Source organism: Rhizobium sp. CC-YZS058 (assembly GCF_034720595.1).
Lineage (GTDB): Bacteria > Pseudomonadota > Alphaproteobacteria > Rhizobiales > Rhizobiaceae > Ferranicluibacter.
On the sequence record NZ_JAYESJ010000001.1, the window covers coordinates 3,406,013 to 3,424,068 of the forward strand.

At 65.0% G+C, this 18,056-nt stretch carries 16 protein-coding genes; 6 read left to right on the forward strand and 10 right to left on the reverse strand.

Translation table 11 applies throughout. The annotated features are described in order from the left end of the window. Positions 1–5: 5 nt before the first annotated feature. The 3 genes from U8330_RS16305 to U8330_RS16315 all read right to left on the reverse strand — a co-directional run bounded on the left by U8330_RS16305 (position 6) and on the right by U8330_RS16315 (position 4,745). On the reverse strand, positions 6–2,066 hold the full coding sequence (locus U8330_RS16305) for an NAD(+) synthase (RefSeq protein ID WP_323106299.1): 2,061 nt from the start codon (positions 2,064–2,066) through the stop codon (positions 6–8). 172 nt (positions 2,067–2,238) lie between these two features. Then, entirely contained in the window at positions 2,239–3,423 is a 1,185-nt protein-coding gene (locus U8330_RS16310; RefSeq protein WP_323106300.1) for an AI-2E family transporter, read from the reverse strand. A gap of 110 nt (positions 3,424–3,533) precedes the next feature. Beyond that, positions 3,534–4,745, reverse strand: coding sequence for an MFS transporter (locus U8330_RS16315; RefSeq protein ID WP_323106301.1), 1,212 nt, complete (start codon positions 4,743–4,745; stop codon positions 3,534–3,536). A gap of 343 nt (positions 4,746–5,088) precedes the next feature. Here U8330_RS16315 and U8330_RS16320 point away from each other — a divergent pair, with 343 nt between their 5' ends. The 4 genes from U8330_RS16320 (at position 5,089) to U8330_RS16335 (ending at position 9,353) form a co-directional block, all read left to right on the forward strand. Next, entirely contained in the window at positions 5,089–6,789 is a 1,701-nt protein-coding gene (locus U8330_RS16320) for a long-chain-fatty-acid--CoA ligase (protein WP_323106302.1), read from the forward strand. A 150-nt stretch (positions 6,790–6,939) separates the two neighbouring features. Next, entirely contained in the window at positions 6,940–8,565 is a 1,626-nt protein-coding gene (pgi, locus tag U8330_RS16325; protein ID WP_323107324.1) for a glucose-6-phosphate isomerase, read from the forward strand. A 228-nt stretch (positions 8,566–8,793) separates the two neighbouring features. Beyond that, positions 8,794–9,057, forward strand: a complete 264-nt coding sequence (locus tag U8330_RS16330; protein WP_323106303.1) for a type II toxin-antitoxin system ParD family antitoxin — start codon at positions 8,794–8,796, stop codon at positions 9,055–9,057. Further along, positions 9,054–9,353: a type II toxin-antitoxin system RelE/ParE family toxin gene (locus U8330_RS16335; protein WP_323106304.1), complete on the forward strand. Its 300-nt coding sequence runs from the start codon at positions 9,054–9,056 to the stop codon at positions 9,351–9,353. The genes U8330_RS16330 and U8330_RS16335 overlap by 4 nt, the downstream gene beginning before the upstream one ends. Before the next feature lie 38 nt (positions 9,354–9,391). Here the strand turns inward: U8330_RS16335 and U8330_RS16340 are convergent, their stop codons facing one another. From U8330_RS16340 to U8330_RS16370, 7 genes are all read right to left on the reverse strand, one after another. After that, complete coding sequence (locus U8330_RS16340; protein WP_323106305.1) at positions 9,392–10,318, reverse strand: carbohydrate kinase; 927 nt, start codon at positions 10,316–10,318, stop codon at positions 9,392–9,394. A 40-nt stretch (positions 10,319–10,358) separates the two neighbouring features. Next, the gene (locus U8330_RS16345) at positions 10,359–11,054 is read right to left on the reverse strand and encodes an orotate phosphoribosyltransferase (protein WP_323106306.1); all 696 of its coding nucleotides are present in this window, start codon (positions 11,052–11,054) and stop codon (positions 10,359–10,361) included. Positions 11,055–11,095: 41 nt separating this feature from the next. After that, entirely contained in the window at positions 11,096–12,154 is a 1,059-nt protein-coding gene (gene pyrC / locus U8330_RS16350; RefSeq protein ID WP_323107325.1) for a dihydroorotase, read from the reverse strand. A gap of 120 nt (positions 12,155–12,274) precedes the next feature. After that, positions 12,275–12,907: a nucleoside triphosphate hydrolase gene (locus tag U8330_RS16355; RefSeq protein WP_323106307.1), complete on the reverse strand. Its 633-nt coding sequence runs from the start codon at positions 12,905–12,907 to the stop codon at positions 12,275–12,277. Further along, positions 12,904–13,701, reverse strand: coding sequence for an ATP-binding cassette domain-containing protein (locus tag U8330_RS16360; RefSeq protein WP_323106308.1), 798 nt, complete (start codon positions 13,699–13,701; stop codon positions 12,904–12,906). Before U8330_RS16360 ends, U8330_RS16355 begins: the two co-directional genes overlap by 4 nt. After that, complete coding sequence (locus tag U8330_RS16365) at positions 13,701–14,804, reverse strand: ABC transporter permease (protein WP_323106309.1); 1,104 nt, start codon at positions 14,802–14,804, stop codon at positions 13,701–13,703. The genes U8330_RS16360 and U8330_RS16365 overlap by 1 nt, the downstream gene beginning before the upstream one ends. A gap of 256 nt (positions 14,805–15,060) precedes the next feature. Beyond that, entirely contained in the window at positions 15,061–16,083 is a 1,023-nt protein-coding gene (locus U8330_RS16370) for a sugar ABC transporter substrate-binding protein (RefSeq protein ID WP_323106310.1), read from the reverse strand. A gap of 259 nt (positions 16,084–16,342) precedes the next feature. Between U8330_RS16370 and U8330_RS16375 the strand changes: the two genes are divergently transcribed. After that, positions 16,343–17,575: an ROK family transcriptional regulator gene (locus U8330_RS16375; RefSeq protein ID WP_323106311.1), complete on the forward strand. Its 1,233-nt coding sequence runs from the start codon at positions 16,343–16,345 to the stop codon at positions 17,573–17,575. After that, positions 17,575–18,003, forward strand: coding sequence for an RbsD/FucU family protein (locus U8330_RS16380; protein WP_323106312.1), 429 nt, complete (start codon positions 17,575–17,577; stop codon positions 18,001–18,003). The genes U8330_RS16375 and U8330_RS16380 overlap by 1 nt, the downstream gene beginning before the upstream one ends. Positions 18,004–18,056: the final 53 nt, after the last annotated feature.

Below are 18,056 nucleotides of genomic sequence, written 5' to 3' on the forward strand. Positions count from 1 at the left end.
GACGGTCAGTGCCTGTCCGGCCCATGGTCGGGGACATTGCGGCGCAGCTCGTCGAGCCACAGGCGCGCATTGCCGTCGGACGGGGCGCGCCAATCGCCGCGCGGCGACAGCGAGCCGCCGGAGGTGACCTTCGGTCCGTTGGGCGAGGCCGAACGCTTGAACTGCGCGGTGGTGAAGAACCGGAACAGGAAGGCCTCCAGCCACCGCCGGATGGTGGGAAGGTCATAGGCGCCCTTGGCATCGTCGGGGAAGCCGGCCGGCCAGGCACCAAGGCTTGCGTCGTGCCAGGCGTGCCAGGCAAGAAAGGCGACCTTGGACGGTTTCAGCCCGAAGCGGGTGATGTAGTAGAGCGCGAAATCATGCAACGCATAGGGGCCGATCTTGTCTTCCGTGCTCTGCAGCGCGCCCGTCTCGTCGGCCGGCACGAGCTCGGGCGAGATGACCGTGTCGAGCACGCCGAGCAGGGTGGCGTTCGTCTCCGCGTCGAACAGGTCCTTGCGCACGACCCAGCGGATCAGATGCTGGATCAGCGTCTTCGGCACCGACGCGTTGACATTGTAGTGGCTCATATGGTCACCGACGCCATAGGTGGACCAGCCGAGCGCGATTTCGGAAAGATCGCCGGTTCCGAGCACCAGCGCATCGTAGCGGTTGGCGGCGCGGAACAGGAAATCGGTGCGCAGGCCCGCCTGCACATTCTCGAAGGTGATGTCATAGACCGGCTTGCCCTCCGCATAGGGGTGGCGCAGGTCCTTCAGCAACTGCTCGGCCAGCGGCCGGATGTCGATTTCTTCCGCCGTCAGCCCCAGCGAGCGCATCAGCGACCAGGCATTCGACTTGGTGGTGTCGCCGGTGGCAAAGCCCGGCATGGTGAAGCCGAGAATGTTCTCGCGCGGAAGGCCCAGCTGGTCGAAGGCGCGCGCCGCGACGATCAGCGCATGGGTGGAGTCGAGACCGCCGGAGACCCCGATGCAGATCTTGCGGATTCCGGTCGCCTGCAGGCGCTTCATCAGACCCTGCACCTGGATATTGTAGGTCTCGTAGCAATCCTGATCGAGCTGCTCGGCATTGTTGGGCACGAAGGGAAAGCGCGAGAGCGGACGAACGAGGCCGATGTCCTCGGACGGCGGCTGGAAGCGGAACTCGACCGTGCGGAAAGCCCGGTCGGCGCGGGCCGCATGGGTTGCGGCATCGTTGAACGTGCCGGTGCGCAGCCGCTCGAGAAGCAGCCGGTCGACATCGATATCGGCCACGCACATTTGCGCGCCGGAGGGGAACCGCTCGGTCTCGGCAAGGCGATTGCCGAGCTCGTAGATGCAGGCCTGGCCGTCCCAGGCGAGATCCGTGGTCGATTCACCCGGGCCTGCCGCGGCATAGACATAGGCGGAGAAGCAGCGTTCCGACTGTGCCGCGCAGAGCAGCCGCCGCGTCGCCGCCTTGCCGACGGTGACATTGCTGGCGGAGAGATTGGTGAGGATCAGCGCGCCCGACAAGGCACCGAAGTCGCTCGGCGAAGCCGCGATCCACACATCCTCGCAGATTTCGATATGGAAGACGAAGCCCCGCACGTCGCTGGCGGAAAACAGCAGATCGACGCCGAAGGGAACTGTCTGTCCGGCAATCGTGATCGTTTCGCCGCGCATGTCTCGGCCCGACGCGCACCAGCGCTTCTCGTAGAACTCGCGGTAATTGGGCAGGAAGCTCTTCGGCACGGCGCCGAGAACAGCGCCGCGGTGGATGGCGATCGCGCAATTGTAGAGCCGACCGTTCTTTTCGATCGGCGCGCCGACCAGCAGCACCGGCATCAGCGTCCGGCTGGCCTCGACAACCGTGGCCAGCGCCGCATGCACCGCCTCGTGAAGTGCGGCCTGGCCGAGGAGATCGTCAAGCGAATAGCTGGAGATGCAGAGCTCGGGAAAGACCATCAGGCCGATCGACTGGGCGTGGCCCTGTCGGGCCAGCGCGATCACCTCGTCGGCGTTGAAGGCCGGGTCGGCCACCTCGCAGCGCGGCGTGCAGGCGGCAACGCGAACGAAACCCTGGTCATAGGCAGAAAAGAAATTCACCGTGGCAGTCCTTCCGGAGCGAAGCCCCTCTCATCCGATTACGGACGATGCCAGAGGATCTGCAGCGCCCGCCGTTCAGGCGCTCTTTATCGGTCGAAGTCCGGGCGCCCGCAAGCGCCAACACGGCAGGGTGCCTGCCGGTTCCCGGCGGAAGGGACAGGCAGAAACGCGATTAGGCGTGCTTGATGAGCTTCGCCGGCTCCGGCTCTGCGGCCACCGGCGCTTCCGCTTCATGCAGCCATTCCCGCCAGATGGCCACGAGCAGCGCCATCAGCACGGGGCCGACGAAGAGGCCCAGGAAGCCCATGGTCTTCACCCCGCCGACAAGGCCGAAGAAGGTCGGCAGGAAGGGCAGCTTGATCGGCCCGCCCACCAGGCGCGGCCGCAGCGTCTTGTCGACGATGAAGAGCTCGACCGTGCCCCAGACGAAAAGGGCCGTGCCGGCAAACACAGCGCCATCGGCGACGAGATAGATCGAGACGAGTGTGAAGGAGAGCGGCGCGCCCCCCGGGATCAGCGCCATGACGCCGGTGATGATGCCGAGCGTGACCGGCGACGGCACGCCGGCGATCCAGTAGGCGATACCGAGCACGATCCCCTCGCCAATGGCGATCAAGCCCATGCCGGTGACGGTCGAGCTGATCGTCAGCGGCACGATGCGCGATACCCGCTCCCAGCGCATGGGCAGGATCCGCTCGCCCAGCCGATCGAGCTGGGCCACGAACTTCTCCCCGTCGCGATACACGAAGAACAGGGTGATCAGCATGAAGAGCAGCGTCAGGAAGGCCTTGGCCGTCGACGCGCCGACCAGCAGCACGCCGCGATAGATATTGCCGATATTGGAGCCGGACACGAGCTGCACGAGCTCGCCCAGCGCACCGGGATGGCCCACATGCTTGGCCCATTGCGCGCCGAGCCAGGCTCCGCCGAAGGGCAGCTGCAGCACCCAGGCCGGCACCGGCGCCCCCGCCGCATTGGCCTCGATCGCCCAGACGACCCAGCCCCTGAACTCGTCCACCGCATAGGCGACGGCGATTGAAATCGGCGTGACGATGAAGGCGACGACCAGAATGATGGCAACGGTTGCAGCCACCGTGCGGCTGCCGCCGACGAGCACGAGCAGCCGGCGATAGAGCGGCCAACTGGCAAAGCCGATGACGGTGGCTGCCAGAACCGGAACCAGGAAGCCATGGAAGAAATAGGCACCGGCGAGAAGGACGAACACCAGCAGCCAGCGGGCGGCCGATGTGGGGCCGATCAACGCCGAGCGCTCATAGGCGGCGGATCGCCCAAACAGCCGTGGCTCCGCCGGCACCCGTGCTCGATCGCCAGCCGTCACCCGCACCTGATCCTTCATCAACCTGCTTCTCGCTCCTCCGCCCGTGCGGCGGTTATAGCACCATGTTGCGCAGGCCGGGATGACAATTGCATAAAGGCAGCCAAAATATGACCCGCCTCGCGCAAAGTTCAGCCTGCGCGGACGCCTGGCCCCTTCTTCCGGTCGAGACTGACTGAAAGAAGGAAGATCACGATGCCGAAAACCGCCATGACGGCACCGACCATCCCGGTCGATGTCCAGCCGTAGCCGGCTGCGATCGACAGGCCGCCCAGCCAGGCGCCGAGCGCATTGGCGAGGTTGAAGGCCGAATGCATCAGCGCCGCGGCCAGCGTCTGCGCATCGCCGGACACATCCATCAACCGAGTCTGGATGCCGGGAACGACCGCGAAACCGCCGCCGACCATCACGACATTGACGACGGCGATCCAGGGTGAGTCCATCGTCAGGGCGAAGAGCACGAAAGTGGCGAGGTTGAAGACCAACGCCAGGCCGATCGCCTTCAAGAGCGACCAGTCGGCAAGCCGCGAACCGACGATGTTGCCGAGGATCATGCCCGCACCGAACAGCGTCAGCATCAGCGGCACGCCTGAAAGCGGGATACCGGCCACCTCGGTCAGCGCCGGCGTGATGTAGCTGAAGACGGCGAACATGCCGCCGCAGCCGATCGAGCAGATGGCGAGCGTCAGCCAGACCTGCGTCTTGCCGAGCGCGGAGAGCTCGCGCAGCGGCGTTGCGGCCGGATTGGCCCTGTCCTTCGGCACATGGAGGCTGATCAGGCCCATAGTGACGAGGCTGATGCCGCCGACAATGGCAAAGGCCGTGCGCCAGCCGAGCGCCTGGCCGAACCAGGCGACGAGCGGCGTGCCGACCAGCGTCGCGACTGTCAGCCCCAGCATGACCCGGCCGATAGCGCGGGCGCGCTGATGGGGCGCCACCATGCCGGCCGCCACCAGCGAGGCGACCCCGAAATAGGCGCCGTGCGGCAGGCCCGCCAGAAACCGTGCGCCGACCAGGAGGTCGAAACTCGGCGCGAGCGTGCTGGCAAAATTGCCGAGCGCGAACAGCGCCATGAGCAGGAGAAGCACGCGCTGGCGCGAATAGCGGCTGGCGAGCACCGCGATCAAGGGCGCGCCGACGACCACGCCCAGCGCATAGGCGCTGATGACGATGCCGGCGGAGGGAACGGAAATGGCAAGATCGTCCGCCACCTGCGGCAGTAGTCCCATGATCGCGAATTCGCCGGTGCCGATGCCGAAGCCGCCGACGGCGAGCGCCAGCTCGGCCGCAGACATGCCGCCGCGCCGGGGCGTGACCGTTGAGGAAATGACGTGGTCCGACATGGCGGTTTCGTCCGTGTTCGATGAATCGGGGGAGGCTCTCCGCCCGGGAACAGGGCCGCGGGCGCTTTCGTTTCGCAGTGCAATACCGCGCTTCGCCCGATGCGGCAAAGGCGGATGCGTCACCCATGCATCAGGGGTAAGCCTACAGTGACGCTGACGCATGGCTTGTTGACGTTGACGTACACGTTAGCTACGAAGACGTGTCTTGAACGGTCTGTATGTTAGCCTAGACTGCGTTTCTGATCGTTGCGAAGAATGCGGGCCCTTCCGGAGGAGGACGGCGCCGGCAGAAGACGGGCAGAGGAGGCGCAGCCTGCCAAGGCTGCGGTTAAGGGAGGACGGGATGGTGGACGGTGCGGCAGTCATGGGAGGGCTGGTCGAGGACCGGCCCTGGCTCAAGTCCTATCCGCCCGGGGTCCCTGCCGAGATCGACCCCCTGCCCTACAGTTCGCTCGCCGATTTTTTCGACCAGTCCTGCAAGCGCCATGCGCAACGAACCGCGTATCATTCGCTGGGCGCGAGCATGACCTTTGCGACCCTGCATCAGAAAGCGACGGCGATCGGCAGCTACCTGCAATCGCTCGGGCTTCAGCCGGGCGACCGGGTCGGCGTCATGTTGCCGAACATCCTGCAAAATCCGGTGACCCTCTTCGGGATCCTCAAAGCCGGGCTGATCGTCGTCAACATCAATCCGCTCTATACGCCGCGCGAGCTCGAATACCAGCTGAAGGATTCCGGCGCCAAGGCGATCGTGGTGCTGGAGAACTTCGCCCATACATTGTCCGAGGTCATCGCGCGCACGGACCTTCGCCATGTCATCGTCGCCAGCATGGGCGATATGCTGGGCCTGAAGGGCCATCTGGTCAATCTCGTCGTGCGCCGGGTCAAGAAGCTCGTGCCCGCCTGGTCGCTGCCCGGCCACGTGTCCTTTCGCCGGGCGCTGGCAGAGGGTGCCCGGCGCGGCTTGGCGCCTGTCGCGATGAAGCCGCAGGATGTGGCCTTCCTGCAATATACGGGGGGAACCACCGGCATCTCCAAGGGCGCGACGCTGACCCATGCCAACCTTCTCGCCAATATCGCCCAGATGTCGCTCTGGGTGGAAACGGCCTTCCTGCGCAAGCCGCGCCCGGACCCCCTGGTCTTCCTCTGCGCCCTGCCGCTCTACCATATCTTCGCGCTGACCGTGAACGCGCTGATGGGACTGGCGCTCGGCGGCAGCAATGTGCTCATCCCCAATCCGCGCGATATTCCGGCTTTCGTAAAGGAGCTGCGCAAGCACAGGATCGTCATCTTCCCCGGGCTCAACACACTCTTCAACGCATTGATGAACAATCGCGATTTCCAGCACCTCGACTTCTCCCAGCTCACCCTGACCTTCGGCGGCGGCATGGCGGTGCAGCGCCCGGTGGCCGAGCGCTGGGAGGCGATGACCGGATGTCCGATCAAGGAAGGCTACGGGCTTTCGGAGACGGCGCCTGTCGCCACCGCCAACCGGCTCGACCTGCCGGACTTCACCGGCACGATCGGCCTGCCGCTTTCCTCCACCGAGGTCGAAATCCGCGATGACGACGGCCGCGCGCTCCCCTTGGGCGATATCGGCGAGATTTGCATCCGCGGCCCGCAGGTCATGCGCGGCTACTGGAACAGGCCGAAGGAAACGGCCGAGGCCATCTTTCCCGACGGCTTCTTCCGCACGGGCGATATCGGCCTGATGTCGGCGTCGGGTCTGGTGAAGATCGTCGATCGGAAGAAGGACATGATCCTCGTTTCCGGCTTCAACGTTTTCCCCAACGAGATCGAGGAGGTGGTGATGATGATGCCGGGCGTGCGGGAATGCGCGGTCGTCGGCGTCGAGGATCGCCATTCGGGCGAGGCGGTGAAGCTGTTCGTCGTGAAAAGCGACGAGACGCTGGACGAACCGGCGATCCGCGCGCACTGCGCCGCGCATCTGACCAATTACAAGCGGCCGCGCCTGATCGAATTCCGCGCAGAGCTGCCGAAGAGCAATGTCGGCAAGATCCTGCGCAAGGACCTGCGCGGCTGAAGCGCTGCGGGCGGCGAAAATGCCGGCAGGAGTCTTGATTTGCAGGCTCCAAAGCGACTAGCTAGCGCGGCCGAATGCCGGTTTTCACGAAACAGGGTTCGGCCGACGGCGAGACGGTTCGCCGACGCCCTGCTGCTGAGGAGCCCGATGATGCAAGCGCTGGTCGAAACACTGAAGAGCACCGCCGCCGAGACAAAGGCAACGGATATCCGCGCGGCTTTCGCCGCAGATCCCGAGCGCTTCCAGCGCTTCAGCGTCCGGCTCGACGACCTGCTGCTCGATTACTCCAAATGCGCAGTCAACGACCGGGTGCTCGACGGCCTCGAGAAGCTGGCCGAAGCGGCAGGCGTTGCCAAGAAGCGCGACGCGATGTTCGCCGGCGAAGCGATCAACTTCACCGAAGGCCGGGCGGTTCTCCACACGGCGCTGCGCAACCGCGCCAACACCCCGATCCTCGTCGACGGCAAGGATGTGATGCCGGACGTCAACGCCGTGCTCGAGGCCATGGGCCGCTTTTCGGATGGAATCCGCAACGGGACGCTCAAGGGCGCGACCGGCAAGGCGATCACCGACGTCATCAATATCGGCATCGGCGGTTCGGATCTCGGCCCGGTCATGGCCACGCTGGCGCTTGCGCCGGAGCATGACGGCCCGCGCGCCCATTTCGTCTCCAACATCGACGCCGCCCATATCGCCGACACGCTGAAGCTGCTCGACCCGGAAACGTCGCTCTTCATCGTCGCCTCGAAGACCTTCACCACGATCGAGACGATGACCAATGCGCAGACTGCGCGCGCCTTCATCGCCGATGCGCTGGGCGAGGCCGCCGTCGGCCACCATTTCTGCGCCGTCTCCACCGCGCTCGACAAGGTCGCCGCCTTCGGCATCGACAGCGATCGGATCTTCGGCTTCTGGGATTGGGTCGGCGGGCGCTATTCCATCTGGTCGGCAATCGGCCTGCCGCTGATGATCGCCATCGGCAAGGAGAAGTTCGGCGAATTCCTGGCGGGTGCGCATGCCATCGACATGCACTTCAAGACCGCACCGGTGCGCCAGAACCTCCCGATGCTGCTGGGCCTGATCGGCTACTACCATCGCAACGTGCTGGGCTACCCCTCCCGCGCCATCCTGCCCTATGACCAGCGGCTCTCCCGCTTCCCCGCCTATCTGCAGCAGCTCGACATGGAATCGAACGGCAAGGGCGTGACGCTGGACGGCACGCCGGTTCAGGGCGACAGCGGCCCGGTGGTCTGGGGCGAGCCCGGCACGAACGGCCAGCACGCCTTCTACCAGCTGATCCACCAGGGGACGACGGTAATCCCGGCCGAATTCATGATCGCCGCCAACGGCCATGAACCCAAGCTCCGCCACCAGCACGACCTGCTGATCGCCAATTGCCTGGCGCAGTCGGAAGCGCTGATGAAGGGCCGCACGCTGGAAGAAGCAAAGGCGCAGCTGACCGACAAGGGCATGAATGAGGCCAAGGCCGACCACATCGCCCCGCACCGCGTCTTTACCGGCAACCGTCCCTCGCTGACGCTCGTCTATGACCAGCTGACGCCCTTCGCGCTCGGCCGCCTGATCGCGCTCTATGAGCACCGCGTTTTCGTCGAAGGCGCGCTCTTCAACATCAATTCCTTCGACCAGTGGGGCGTGGAGCTCGGCAAGGAGCTGGCGACCGGCCTGCTGCCGGTGGTGGAAGGCAAGCAAAGCCCCGAAGGCCATGACAGCTCGACGGCAGGCCTGGTGAAGGCGCTCTTGGCGGCGAAATCGTGAAGCGCCATCGCTCTTGACGCAGCCACGCGGCCGGTCAAGACTTGACCGGCTGCCTTGGAGAACCCGCATGACTGCGTTGACCATTCACCTGCCGGATGAGACGGCCGCTCGGGCCTTATGAGGCCACGCCGGGCAACTTGACGCCCGCGATAAGGTTTCCGCCGCCTTGTTGAATCCGTACTTCCGTCGTCGGTGATCATACTCTAAACTCCGTGGCGGAGACTTGCTATGGCACAGAGCGCGCAGCTTGGCGAACATCTGGAAAACTACGTCGAGAGCCTCGTGAGCACGGGGCGCTTCCGCTCGCGGGACGAAGTTTTGCGAGAGGGCGTTCGGTTGCTAGAGGAACGTGAGAAACGTCTTATAACGCTCGACGCCGCTATCGAGCGGGGCATCGCAGATATGGACTCGGGGCGGAGTTCGCCCGTGGCAGAGGTCGAGGATCGGCTCGTCGAAAAATATGGACGAATGACAGCCGATCGTCAGACGTGATCGTCCTCATCTCCCGTTCGGCGGAGGCCGAGCTGGAGAGAATTGCTGACCGCATCGCGCTCGACAACCCCAAGCGCTCTGTTACCTTCGTGCAGGAACTCATCTCCCGCTGCACAAGCCTTGGCGACATGCCCTTGGCATTTCCAATCTTGCCGCGCTACGCACATCTTGGTGTGCGGAGACGGGTTCACGGCAACTACCTGATCTTCTACCGCATTACGGGTAAAACGATTGAAGTTCTGCACATCCTTCACGGTGCGCAGAACTATGAGGACTTTCTGTTTCCGGAGATCTGAGCCGGAGGCGGATTATCCAATCGACCTTTCGATCAAGTTCACATCCCGATCTCATGCGCAAAAGGCGGGTTGGCGCCGGCGCGGGAGACGGTGACGGCGGCGGCCTTGGCGCCGAGCGTCAGCGCATCGCGCAGCTGGGCTTCGCTCAGATTTGCCACGGCCTGCTTGGTCAGCAGGTTGTTGAGTTTGAGCGAGGCCAGGATGCCGGCATCGAAGGTGTCCCCTGCCCCGACCGTGTCGACGACCGTGACTTTCTCGCCGGCAACGGTGACCTTGCCGCGGCTCGTATAGCCGTCCGCGCCGTCCGCGCCCTTGGTGATGACGACGAGCTTCGGTCCGCGCTTCAGCCATTCGGCAGCCAGCGCCTCGTGGCTGCCCTCCTCGCCGAACCAGTCGAGGTCTTCGTCGGAGAACTTGACGATGTCCGACATGGCCGCCATCCGCAGCATGCGCGCCTTGTGCGCCGCGCGATCCTTGATGAAGCCGGGGCGGATGTTCGGATCGAAGGAGATGACGCGCTTCTCGTGCTCGCGCACCATCAGGGCCTCATAGGTCGAGCCGCAGGGCTCGGGGATCAGGCTGATCGCGCCGAAATGCAGGGCCTCGCAGAAATCGCCGAGCGCCGGCAGGTCCGCCTCGGTGATCATCCGCCCGGCGGTGTTCTCATCGAAGAAGGCATAGGTGGCCGAGCCGTTCACGAGCTTGACCACGGCAAGCGTTGTGTGCAGATCGGAGGTGGCGCAGGGGCCGAAGTCGACATTGCTGGCTTTGAGCGTCTCGCGCAGGATATCGCCGAACATGTCGGTGGACAGGCCGGTGAAGAAGCCGGTGGGGATGCCGAGCCGGCCGAGCGCGATGGCGGTGTTGAAGATGGCGCCGCCCGCATAGGGCGCGAAGGCGGATTCGCCGAGCGTGCTTTCGCGCGGCAGCATGTCGATCAGGGCTTCCCCACAGCAGATGATCATGTCGGTCTCCGGGTTGTGAACGGGTCGTGTCGATGCAATCTCAGCCGGCCAGCGCGCTGATGCCGCCATGGCGGCCGGACCAGTCGAGCGGCGCATCGAGGAAGGACTGGACGCTTTCGAGCGTCTGCGAATCGAAGAGTGCCTGCTCACGCGCGACCGCCAGCACCTCCCGCCAGGTGGCGATGTTGTGCAGCGTGATGCCCTTCTTGGCCATGGTGGCACGGCCTTCCGGGAAGATATCGTAGTAGAACAGCGCCATGCCGTGATCGACCACGCCGCCTGCCGCGCGGATCGCGTCGATGAAGGTGAACATGGAAACGCCGGCCGTCGTCAGGTCTTCGATGACCAGGACCCGGGCGCCCTCCGGCATATGGCCTTCGATCTGGCTGGTGCGGCCATGGCCCTTCGGGGCCTTGCGCACATAGATCATCGGCAGGGACAGCCGCTCGGCCAGAAGGGCGGCGAAGGGAATGCCCGCCGTTTCGCCGCCGGCCACCACGTCGAAGGCTTCGAAACCGGCTTCGCGCACCAGCGTGGCCGCAGCAAAATCCATGACGGTGGAGCGGATGCGCGGATAGGAGATCAGCTTGCGGCAATCGATATAGACTGGGCTCGCCATGCCGGAGGCGAGCTTATAGGGCTGGTCCGCCCGGAAATGCACGGCCTTGATCTCCCAGAGCATCCGGGCAAGCAGCTCGGCCATCACGGCCTTGTCGGGAAAGGAACTCAGCATCATGGGCGGCATCCTGGCAAATGGAGGGGGTGGAATGGGACGCTTCAGGCGTCGACAACATCCCAATGCAGCGGGAACATGGGATCGAAGACCGTCACGGGCCCGGCGCCCGTCTCGATCTTGGCTGGGAATGCAAGCGGCGCTTCGCGGCGGTGGAGCGTGATGCGCTCTTCGTTGGCCGGCAGACCGTACCAGGCCGGGCCGTTCAGCGAGGTGAAGGCCTCCAGCCGATCAAGCGCATTCTCCTGCTCGAAGACATGGGCGAGGCAGCTCATCGTGTTGATCGACGTGTAGATGCCGGCGCAGCCGCAGCCGCATTCCTTCAGCGGATCGACATGCGGGGCGCTGTCGGTGCCGAGGAAGAAGCGTGGATCGCCAGATGTGGCCGCCGCGCGCAGCGCCAGACGATGCACCTCACGCTTGGCGACCGGCAGGCAATAATAATGCGGACGGATGCCGCCGACGAGAAGGGCGTTGCGGTTGATGATCAGGTGATGGGTGGTGATGCTGCCGGCGAGATTGCGGTCGGCTGCACGAATATATTCGACTCCATCCTGCGTGGTGACATGCTCCATCGTCACCTTCAGCTCCGGCAGGCGGCGGCGCAGCGGGTCGAGCACGGTATCGATGAACACGGCCTCGCGGTCGAAGATATCGACCTCCGGCGTCGTCACCTCGCCATGCACGCAGAGCGGCAGGCCGATCTCCGCTATCTTTTCAAGCACCGGCATGACCTTGTCGAGGTCGCGCACGCCGCCGTGGGAATTGGTCGTGGCACCCGCCGGATAGAGCTTGACCGCCGTGATCAGCCCGCTTGCCCTGCCGGCCGCGACATCCGCGGCCTGCGTCTGCTCGGTGAGATAGAGCGTCATCAGCGGGGTGAAGCGATGCTCCTTTGGAAGGACGGCGAGAATGCGGGCGCGATAGGCTGCCGCATCCTCCGTCGTCACCACCGGAGGCACGAGATTGGGCATGATGATGGCGCGCGCGAAATGACGGCTGGTGTCCGGCAGAACGCCCTTCAGCATCTCCCCATCACGTAGGTGAAGATGCCAGTCGTCCGGGCGGCGAAGGGTGAGGTGGGTGGTCTGCTCAGCGCTCATCATCGGCCTTCGCTCTCTGGGGTGTCGCCTTCGTTTGCCCCATCACGCCCGGCTTGACAAGGTGATGCCGCTCCCTCTTTTTGCCCGCCACAACACGGCGGCGCGCTCAGTCGAATGGGCCTAACGTTCGAAGAGATCGATCCGCAGATCGGCCGGCCGCGAGCCGTTGAGGATGCGCTCGCCATTCGGCAGATCATTGCCGTAAAGCTTCCAGCGGATCTCCTCTTCGTCGAGCTTGTAATGCTCCCAGCGGGCGCGCAGCCGCTCTTCGAGCACCGCATAGGGCGGGCCGACGAGAAGCGTGAAATCGAACAGCGGCGCAAGCCGCGTCCACGGCGCTTCGTTCAGGAGAAGATAGTTGCCTTCCGCCAGGATGAGACGGGTCTGCGGCGCGATTGCCCGGGCCGAGCCGATCGAGAGTTCGCGATCGCGATCGAAAACCGGAACGAGAACCTCTTCGTCGGCGCGGCGGACGGCCTGGACGATGTCGAGAAAGCCGCGGACATCGAAGCTCTCGGGCACGCCCTTGCGCTTGAGAAGCCCGCGCTCCTCGAGAATGCCGTTGTCCATGTGGAAGCCGTCCATCGGCAGGATCGCAGCGCGCTCGCCGCGGCGGGTCAGTTCCTCGAGCAGCGCTTCGGAAAGCGTGGACTTGCCGGCCCCGGGAGGGCCGGCAATGGCGGTGATGAAGCGGCGAGCGCCCTCGGCCCGCGCCAGGATCTGATCGGCGATCGTGCCGACGCTGATGCTCATGCCGCGATCGCCTCGCGCGGCGGCTCCTTGGCCCCGGTCATGAAGGCCACCGCATCTGACATGGAGTAATCCTTCGGATTGATGACGCAGAGGCGCTTGCCGAGACGATGGATATGGATGCGATCCGCCACTTCGAAGACATGCGGCATGTTGTGCGAGATGAGCACGATCGGAAGGCCGCGCGAGCGCACGTCGAGGATGAGCTCCAGCACGCGGCGGCTCTCCTTGACGCCCAGCGCCGCCGTCGGCTCGTCGAGAATGACGAGCTTGGAGCCGAAGGCGGCGGCCCGCGCGACGGCCACGCCCTGCCGCTGGCCACCCGAGAGGGTTTCCACCGCCTGGTTGATGTTCTGGATGGTCATCAGGCCCAGCTCGGAGAGCTTGTCGCGCGAGAACTTCTCCATGGCCGGCTTGTCGAGCATGCGGAACACCGAGCCGAGGATGCCGGGTTTGCGAATCTCGCGACCCAAGAACATATTGTCGGCGATCGAGAGCGCCGGCGAAACGGCGAGGTTCTGATAGACCGTTTCGATACCGGCCTTCTGCGCCTCGATCGGCGACTTGAAGCTGACCAGCTGCCCATCGAGCCGGATTTCGCCTTCGTCGGGACGGACGGCGCCGGAGATCGCCTTGATCAGCGAGGACTTGCCGGCGCCGTTGTCGCCAATGACGGCCAGGATCTCGCCCTTGTGCAGGTCGAAATCGGCATGGTCGAGCGCGGTGACGCGGCCATAGCGCTTGACGAGCTTGCGCGCGGTGAGGATGGGGGCTTCGGAATAGGAGGGCGTGACCATCAGCCGGCTACCTTTCTGATCCACTGGTCGATTGCAACGGCGGCGATGATGAGGACGCCGATCATGAGATAGGTCCACTGCGGGTCGGTGCCGATGAGGCGCAGGCCGAGCTGGAAGACACCGACGATCAGCGCCCCGAACAGCATGCCCATGATGGAGCCGCGGCCGCCGAAGAGCGAGATGCCGCCGATTACCACGGCCGTGATGGATTCGATGTTGGCGAACTGGCCCGCGGTCGGCGAGACGGAGCCGATGCGCCCGATCAGCGCCCAGCCGGCCAGCGCGCAGATGATGCCGGAAAGCGTGTAGACGGACATCAGCATGCGCTTGACATTGACGCCAGCAAGCTCGGCCGCGACCGGATCATCGCCCACCGCGTAGAGATGGCGGCCCCAGGCGGTCTTGTTCAGCACATACCAGAGCAGGATGACGAGCAGGAACATGGCGACGACGCCATAGGTGAAGACCGCGCCGCCGATGCGGAAATTCTCGCCGAACAGCTTGAGCAGAGGCGCGGTGGCCTCGATGTCCTGGCTGCGGATGGTTTCGTTGGCGGAATAGAGGAAGTTCGAGGCCAGGATGATCTGCCACATGCCGAGCGTGACGATGAAGGGCGGCAGCTTCATCTTGGAGACGAGCCAGCCGTTGATCGCCCCGCAAAGGGCCCCGACGCCGAAGCCGCAGAGGATCGCAAGCTCGGCCGGAAAGCCGTAGCGGAAGACGAACTGGCCCATGATGACCGAGGAGAGCACCATGATGGCGCCGACCGAAAGGTCGATGCCGGCCGTCATGATGACCAGCGTCTGGGCGGCGCCGACGATGCCGGTGATTGCCACCTGCTGCAGGATCAGCGTCATGGAGAAGGCGGAGAAGAATTTGCTGCCGAGAACCGACCCGAAGATGATCAGCGACAGGACCAGCACGATCAGCGGCACGGCGGAGGGCCGCGAGTGCAGGAAGTGCTGGAAATGCTGCAGGGCGCTCTTCTGATTGGTATCGAAGGATGCCACCTGTTTGGAACTGCCGGACAGGACCGTTTCGAAGTCCTGCGGCGCGCGCCCCGGCGTTCCCGGTGCTGTCGCTGCTGCTGTTGGCTCGCTCATGTCATTCGCCTCCCTTGCGCCACGGCCGCGCTGTTGCGCGCTGGCCGGGTCCGGAGCGCTGCCCATCGCTGAGGATGAGGATTGGCTCCACGCTTCGATCGATGCTGCAGCGCTTCATCGCGGCCGGGCCGGCCACGGCGGTTCTGCAGGCAGTCCCCGGATCGCGGCGAAGCGTCGGGGGATAGGTTTGAAGAGGATCAAAGGAAGGGCGGCCGAAGCCGCCCTTCGAACGGGGGGTGCCCGTCGGGACTGCCGATCAGCCCCAGCACTTGTCCTTGCCGGCCTTCACGTCGATCGATTCGACGCCAGCGGCGGGCTTGGCGGTGACGAGCGCGACGCCCGTGTCGAAGAAGGTCTTGCCGGGGGTCGGCTGCGGCTTCTCGCCGGTATCGGCGAACTTCTTAATCGCCTCGACGCCGAGCGCGGCCATCTGCAGCGGATACTGCTGCGAGGTGGCGCCGATCACGCCGTCCTCGACGTTCTTGACACCCGGGCAACCGCCGTCGACCGACACGATCAGCACGTCTTTCTCGCGGCCGACGGCCTTGAGCGCTTCATAGGCGCCGGCTGCGGCCGGCTCGTTGATCGTGTGAACGACGTTGATGGTCGGATCCTTCTGAAGAAGGTTCTCCATGGCGGTGCGGCCGCCTTCTTCGTTGCCGTTGGTGATGTCGTGGCCGACGATGCGCGGATCATCCTCGTCGCCGATCTTGTTCGGGTCCTTCGGGTCGATGCCGAAGCCGATCATGAAGCCCTGGTCGCGCAGAACGTCGACGGTCGGCTGCGAGGGGGTGAGGTCGAGGAAGGCAACCTTGGCATCCTTGGCGGCATCGCCAAGCGTGGCGGCAGCCCACTGGCCGATCAGCTTGCCGGCCAGCAGGTTGTCGGTCGCAAAGGTGGCATCGGCGCTGTCGGCCGGCGTCAGAGGCGTGTCGAGCGCGATGACCAGCAGGCCGGCATCGCGAGCCTTCTTGATGGTCGGCACGATGCCGGTGGTGTCGGACGCGGCAATCAGGATGCCCTTGGCGCCATCGGCGATGCAGGTTTCAACGGCAGCGACCTGGCTTTCGGAATCGCCGTCGATCTTGCCGGCATAGGACTTCAGCGAAACGCCGAGTTCCTTGGCCTTGGCTTCAGCACCTTCCTTCATCTTGACGAAGAAAGGGTTGGTGTCGGTCTTGGTGATCAGGCAGGCCGAAACGTCGGCAGCCTGGGCCGGAGCAGCGAAAACGACGCCAAGCGCCAGCGCGCCGAGACCGGCGGGAATCAAAGACTTCATGGATATCCTCCCAAGGATCAAAACGGGTCCGGCAGCGCCGAACCTTTCTGGCCAACGCGGCGGCTCTGGCATCCCTCCATTGAGCCACCGTGTCTCCGTTAGCGAGGAAACACATTCCGGAACGGCCTGTCAATAAATAAATCAAGTTGAATTATTAAAAATCCATGGCATGCTCTGCCCAAGCCCTGTGCAGAGCGCCTTGTTTGGGAGCAGCGCGGCCAGGTGCGGCCCGGCAGCCATGCCGCGGCGGGAGGAGAGCATGGTCCATTTCAGCGCAGCGGATGGGGGGATCCCTCTTCCGGATGTGGTCGATCCCGCCGGGGGAGCGAACCAGACCCGCGTGCGCGCACACAATGAGCGGCTGGTCATGTCGCTGGTCCGCCGGCATGGTGGGCTGTCGAAGGCGGAGATCGCCCGGCGCTCCGGCCTTTCCGCCCAGACCGTATCGGTGATCATGCGCGGGCTGGAAGGGGACGACCTGCTCATCCGCGGCGAGCCGGTCCGCGGGCGCGTCGGCCAGCCTTCCGTCCCGATGATGCTCAATCCGGATGCGGTCTACTCCTTCGGCGTCAAGATCGGCCGGCGCAGCGCGGATCTGGTGCTGATGGATTTCGTCGGGGCGATCCGCCTGAACCTGCACCAGCCCTATCCCTACCCCGACCCGGATGCGATCCTCGCCTTCATCCTCGACGGGATTGGCAAGATCGAGCGCATGCTGACGCCGCTGCAGCGGGCGCGCATCGCCGGCATCGGCATTGCCACGCCCTTCGAGCTGTGGAACTGGGCGGCGGAGGTGGGGGCGCCGGCGGCGGCCATGGAACGCTGGCGCGCCTTCGACCTGTCGGCGGAGCTTGCCGCCCGCACCCGCCATCCGATCCATGTGCAGAACGATGCGACCAGCGCCTGCGGCGCCGAGCTGGTCTTCGGCGTCGGCGCCAGCTATCCGGATTTCATCTATTTCTACATCGGCTCCTTCATCGGCGGCGGCATCGTGCTCAACTCGGCGCTGTTTTCCGGGCGTACCGGAACGGCGGGCGCGCTCGGGCCCCTGCAGGTTCCGGGTCCAGATGGCGGCACGACGCCGCTCCTCAAGGTCGCCTCGATCTTCGTTCTGGAGAACATGCTGAAGGCCGCCGGCATCGACCCGCGCCCGCTCTACTACTCGGCAGACGAGTGGATCGATTTCGGCCCGCCGCTGACGGCCTGGATCGACAGTACGGCCTCCGCGCTTGCCCGTGCCGTCATTTCCGCCGCCTCGATCATCGATTTCGGCGCGGCGGTTATCGATGGCGGCTTTCCGGGCTGGGTGCGCGCGCGAATCGTGGCCGCCACGCGCAATGCCGTCCAGGATCTCGACCTGCAGGGCGTCATCGTGCCCGATATCATCGAGGGCGCGGTCGGATCCGAGGCGCGCGCCATCGGCGGGGCCAGCCTGCCGCTGTTTTCCCGCTATCTTCTCGACACATCCATTCTCTTCAAGGATCCTGACTGATGCTGAAAGGTTTGAACCCCATTCTGAGCCCGGAGCTGCTTTCGACCCTGCGCGCCATGGGCCATGGGGACGAGATTGCCATCGTCGACGGCAATTATCCGGGGCTCGAACACGGACGGCGCCTGATCCGCCTCGATGGTCACGGGATCGTGCCGGTGGTGGATGCGATCCTCAGCGTACTGCCGATCGACGATTTCGTGCCGGCGGCCATCTTCCGTGCCACGGTGAAGCATGATCGAGACCTGCTCGATCCCGTGCATGAGGACATGATCGCCTGCTGCGCGCGGCACGAACCGGAGCGCCCGGTGGTGCCGCTGGTCGGCGCCGAATTCTATGAGCGGGTGCGCGCCGCCCACACCGTGGTCCAGACCAGCGAGCCGCGCCTTTACGGCAACCTGATCCTGCGCAAGGGCGTCATCTACCCATAAGGACGGCAGTCCGAGACAAAGGAAAACCCCCGCCGGACCTCGGTCCCGCGGGG

What these genes read in the sequence shown, in the direction of transcription:
- U8330_RS16310 (WP_323106300.1), bottom strand. Translation starts at nt 3,423, where the DNA reads ATGAAGGATCAGGTGCGGGTGACGGCTGGCGATCGAGCACGGGTGCCG.
- U8330_RS16315 (WP_323106301.1), bottom strand. Translation starts at nt 4,745, where the DNA reads ATGTCGGACCACGTCATTTCCTCAACGGTCACGCCCCGGCGCGGCGGC.
- U8330_RS16320 (WP_323106302.1), top strand. Translation starts at nt 5,089, where the DNA reads ATGGTGGACGGTGCGGCAGTCATGGGAGGGCTGGTCGAGGACCGGCCC.
- pgi (WP_323107324.1), top strand. Translation starts at nt 6,940, where the DNA reads ATGCAAGCGCTGGTCGAAACACTGAAGAGCACCGCCGCCGAGACAAAG.
- U8330_RS16330 (WP_323106303.1), top strand. Translation starts at nt 8,794, where the DNA reads ATGGCACAGAGCGCGCAGCTTGGCGAACATCTGGAAAACTACGTCGAG.
- U8330_RS16340 (WP_323106305.1), bottom strand. Translation starts at nt 10,318, where the DNA reads ATGATCATCTGCTGTGGGGAAGCCCTGATCGACATGCTGCCGCGCGAA.
- U8330_RS16345 (WP_323106306.1), bottom strand. Translation starts at nt 11,054, where the DNA reads ATGATGCTGAGTTCCTTTCCCGACAAGGCCGTGATGGCCGAGCTGCTT.
- pyrC (WP_323107325.1), bottom strand. Translation starts at nt 12,154, where the DNA reads ATGAGCGCTGAGCAGACCACCCACCTCACCCTTCGCCGCCCGGACGAC.
- U8330_RS16355 (WP_323106307.1), bottom strand. Translation starts at nt 12,907, where the DNA reads ATGAGCATCAGCGTCGGCACGATCGCCGATCAGATCCTGGCGCGGGCC.
- U8330_RS16360 (WP_323106308.1), bottom strand. Translation starts at nt 13,701, where the DNA reads ATGGTCACGCCCTCCTATTCCGAAGCCCCCATCCTCACCGCGCGCAAG.
- U8330_RS16365 (WP_323106309.1), bottom strand. Translation starts at nt 14,804, where the DNA reads ATGAGCGAGCCAACAGCAGCAGCGACAGCACCGGGAACGCCGGGGCGC.
- U8330_RS16370 (WP_323106310.1), bottom strand. Translation starts at nt 16,083, where the DNA reads ATGAAGTCTTTGATTCCCGCCGGTCTCGGCGCGCTGGCGCTTGGCGTC.
- U8330_RS16375 (WP_323106311.1), top strand. Translation starts at nt 16,343, where the DNA reads ATGGTCCATTTCAGCGCAGCGGATGGGGGGATCCCTCTTCCGGATGTG.
- U8330_RS16380 (WP_323106312.1), top strand. Translation starts at nt 17,575, where the DNA reads ATGCTGAAAGGTTTGAACCCCATTCTGAGCCCGGAGCTGCTTTCGACC.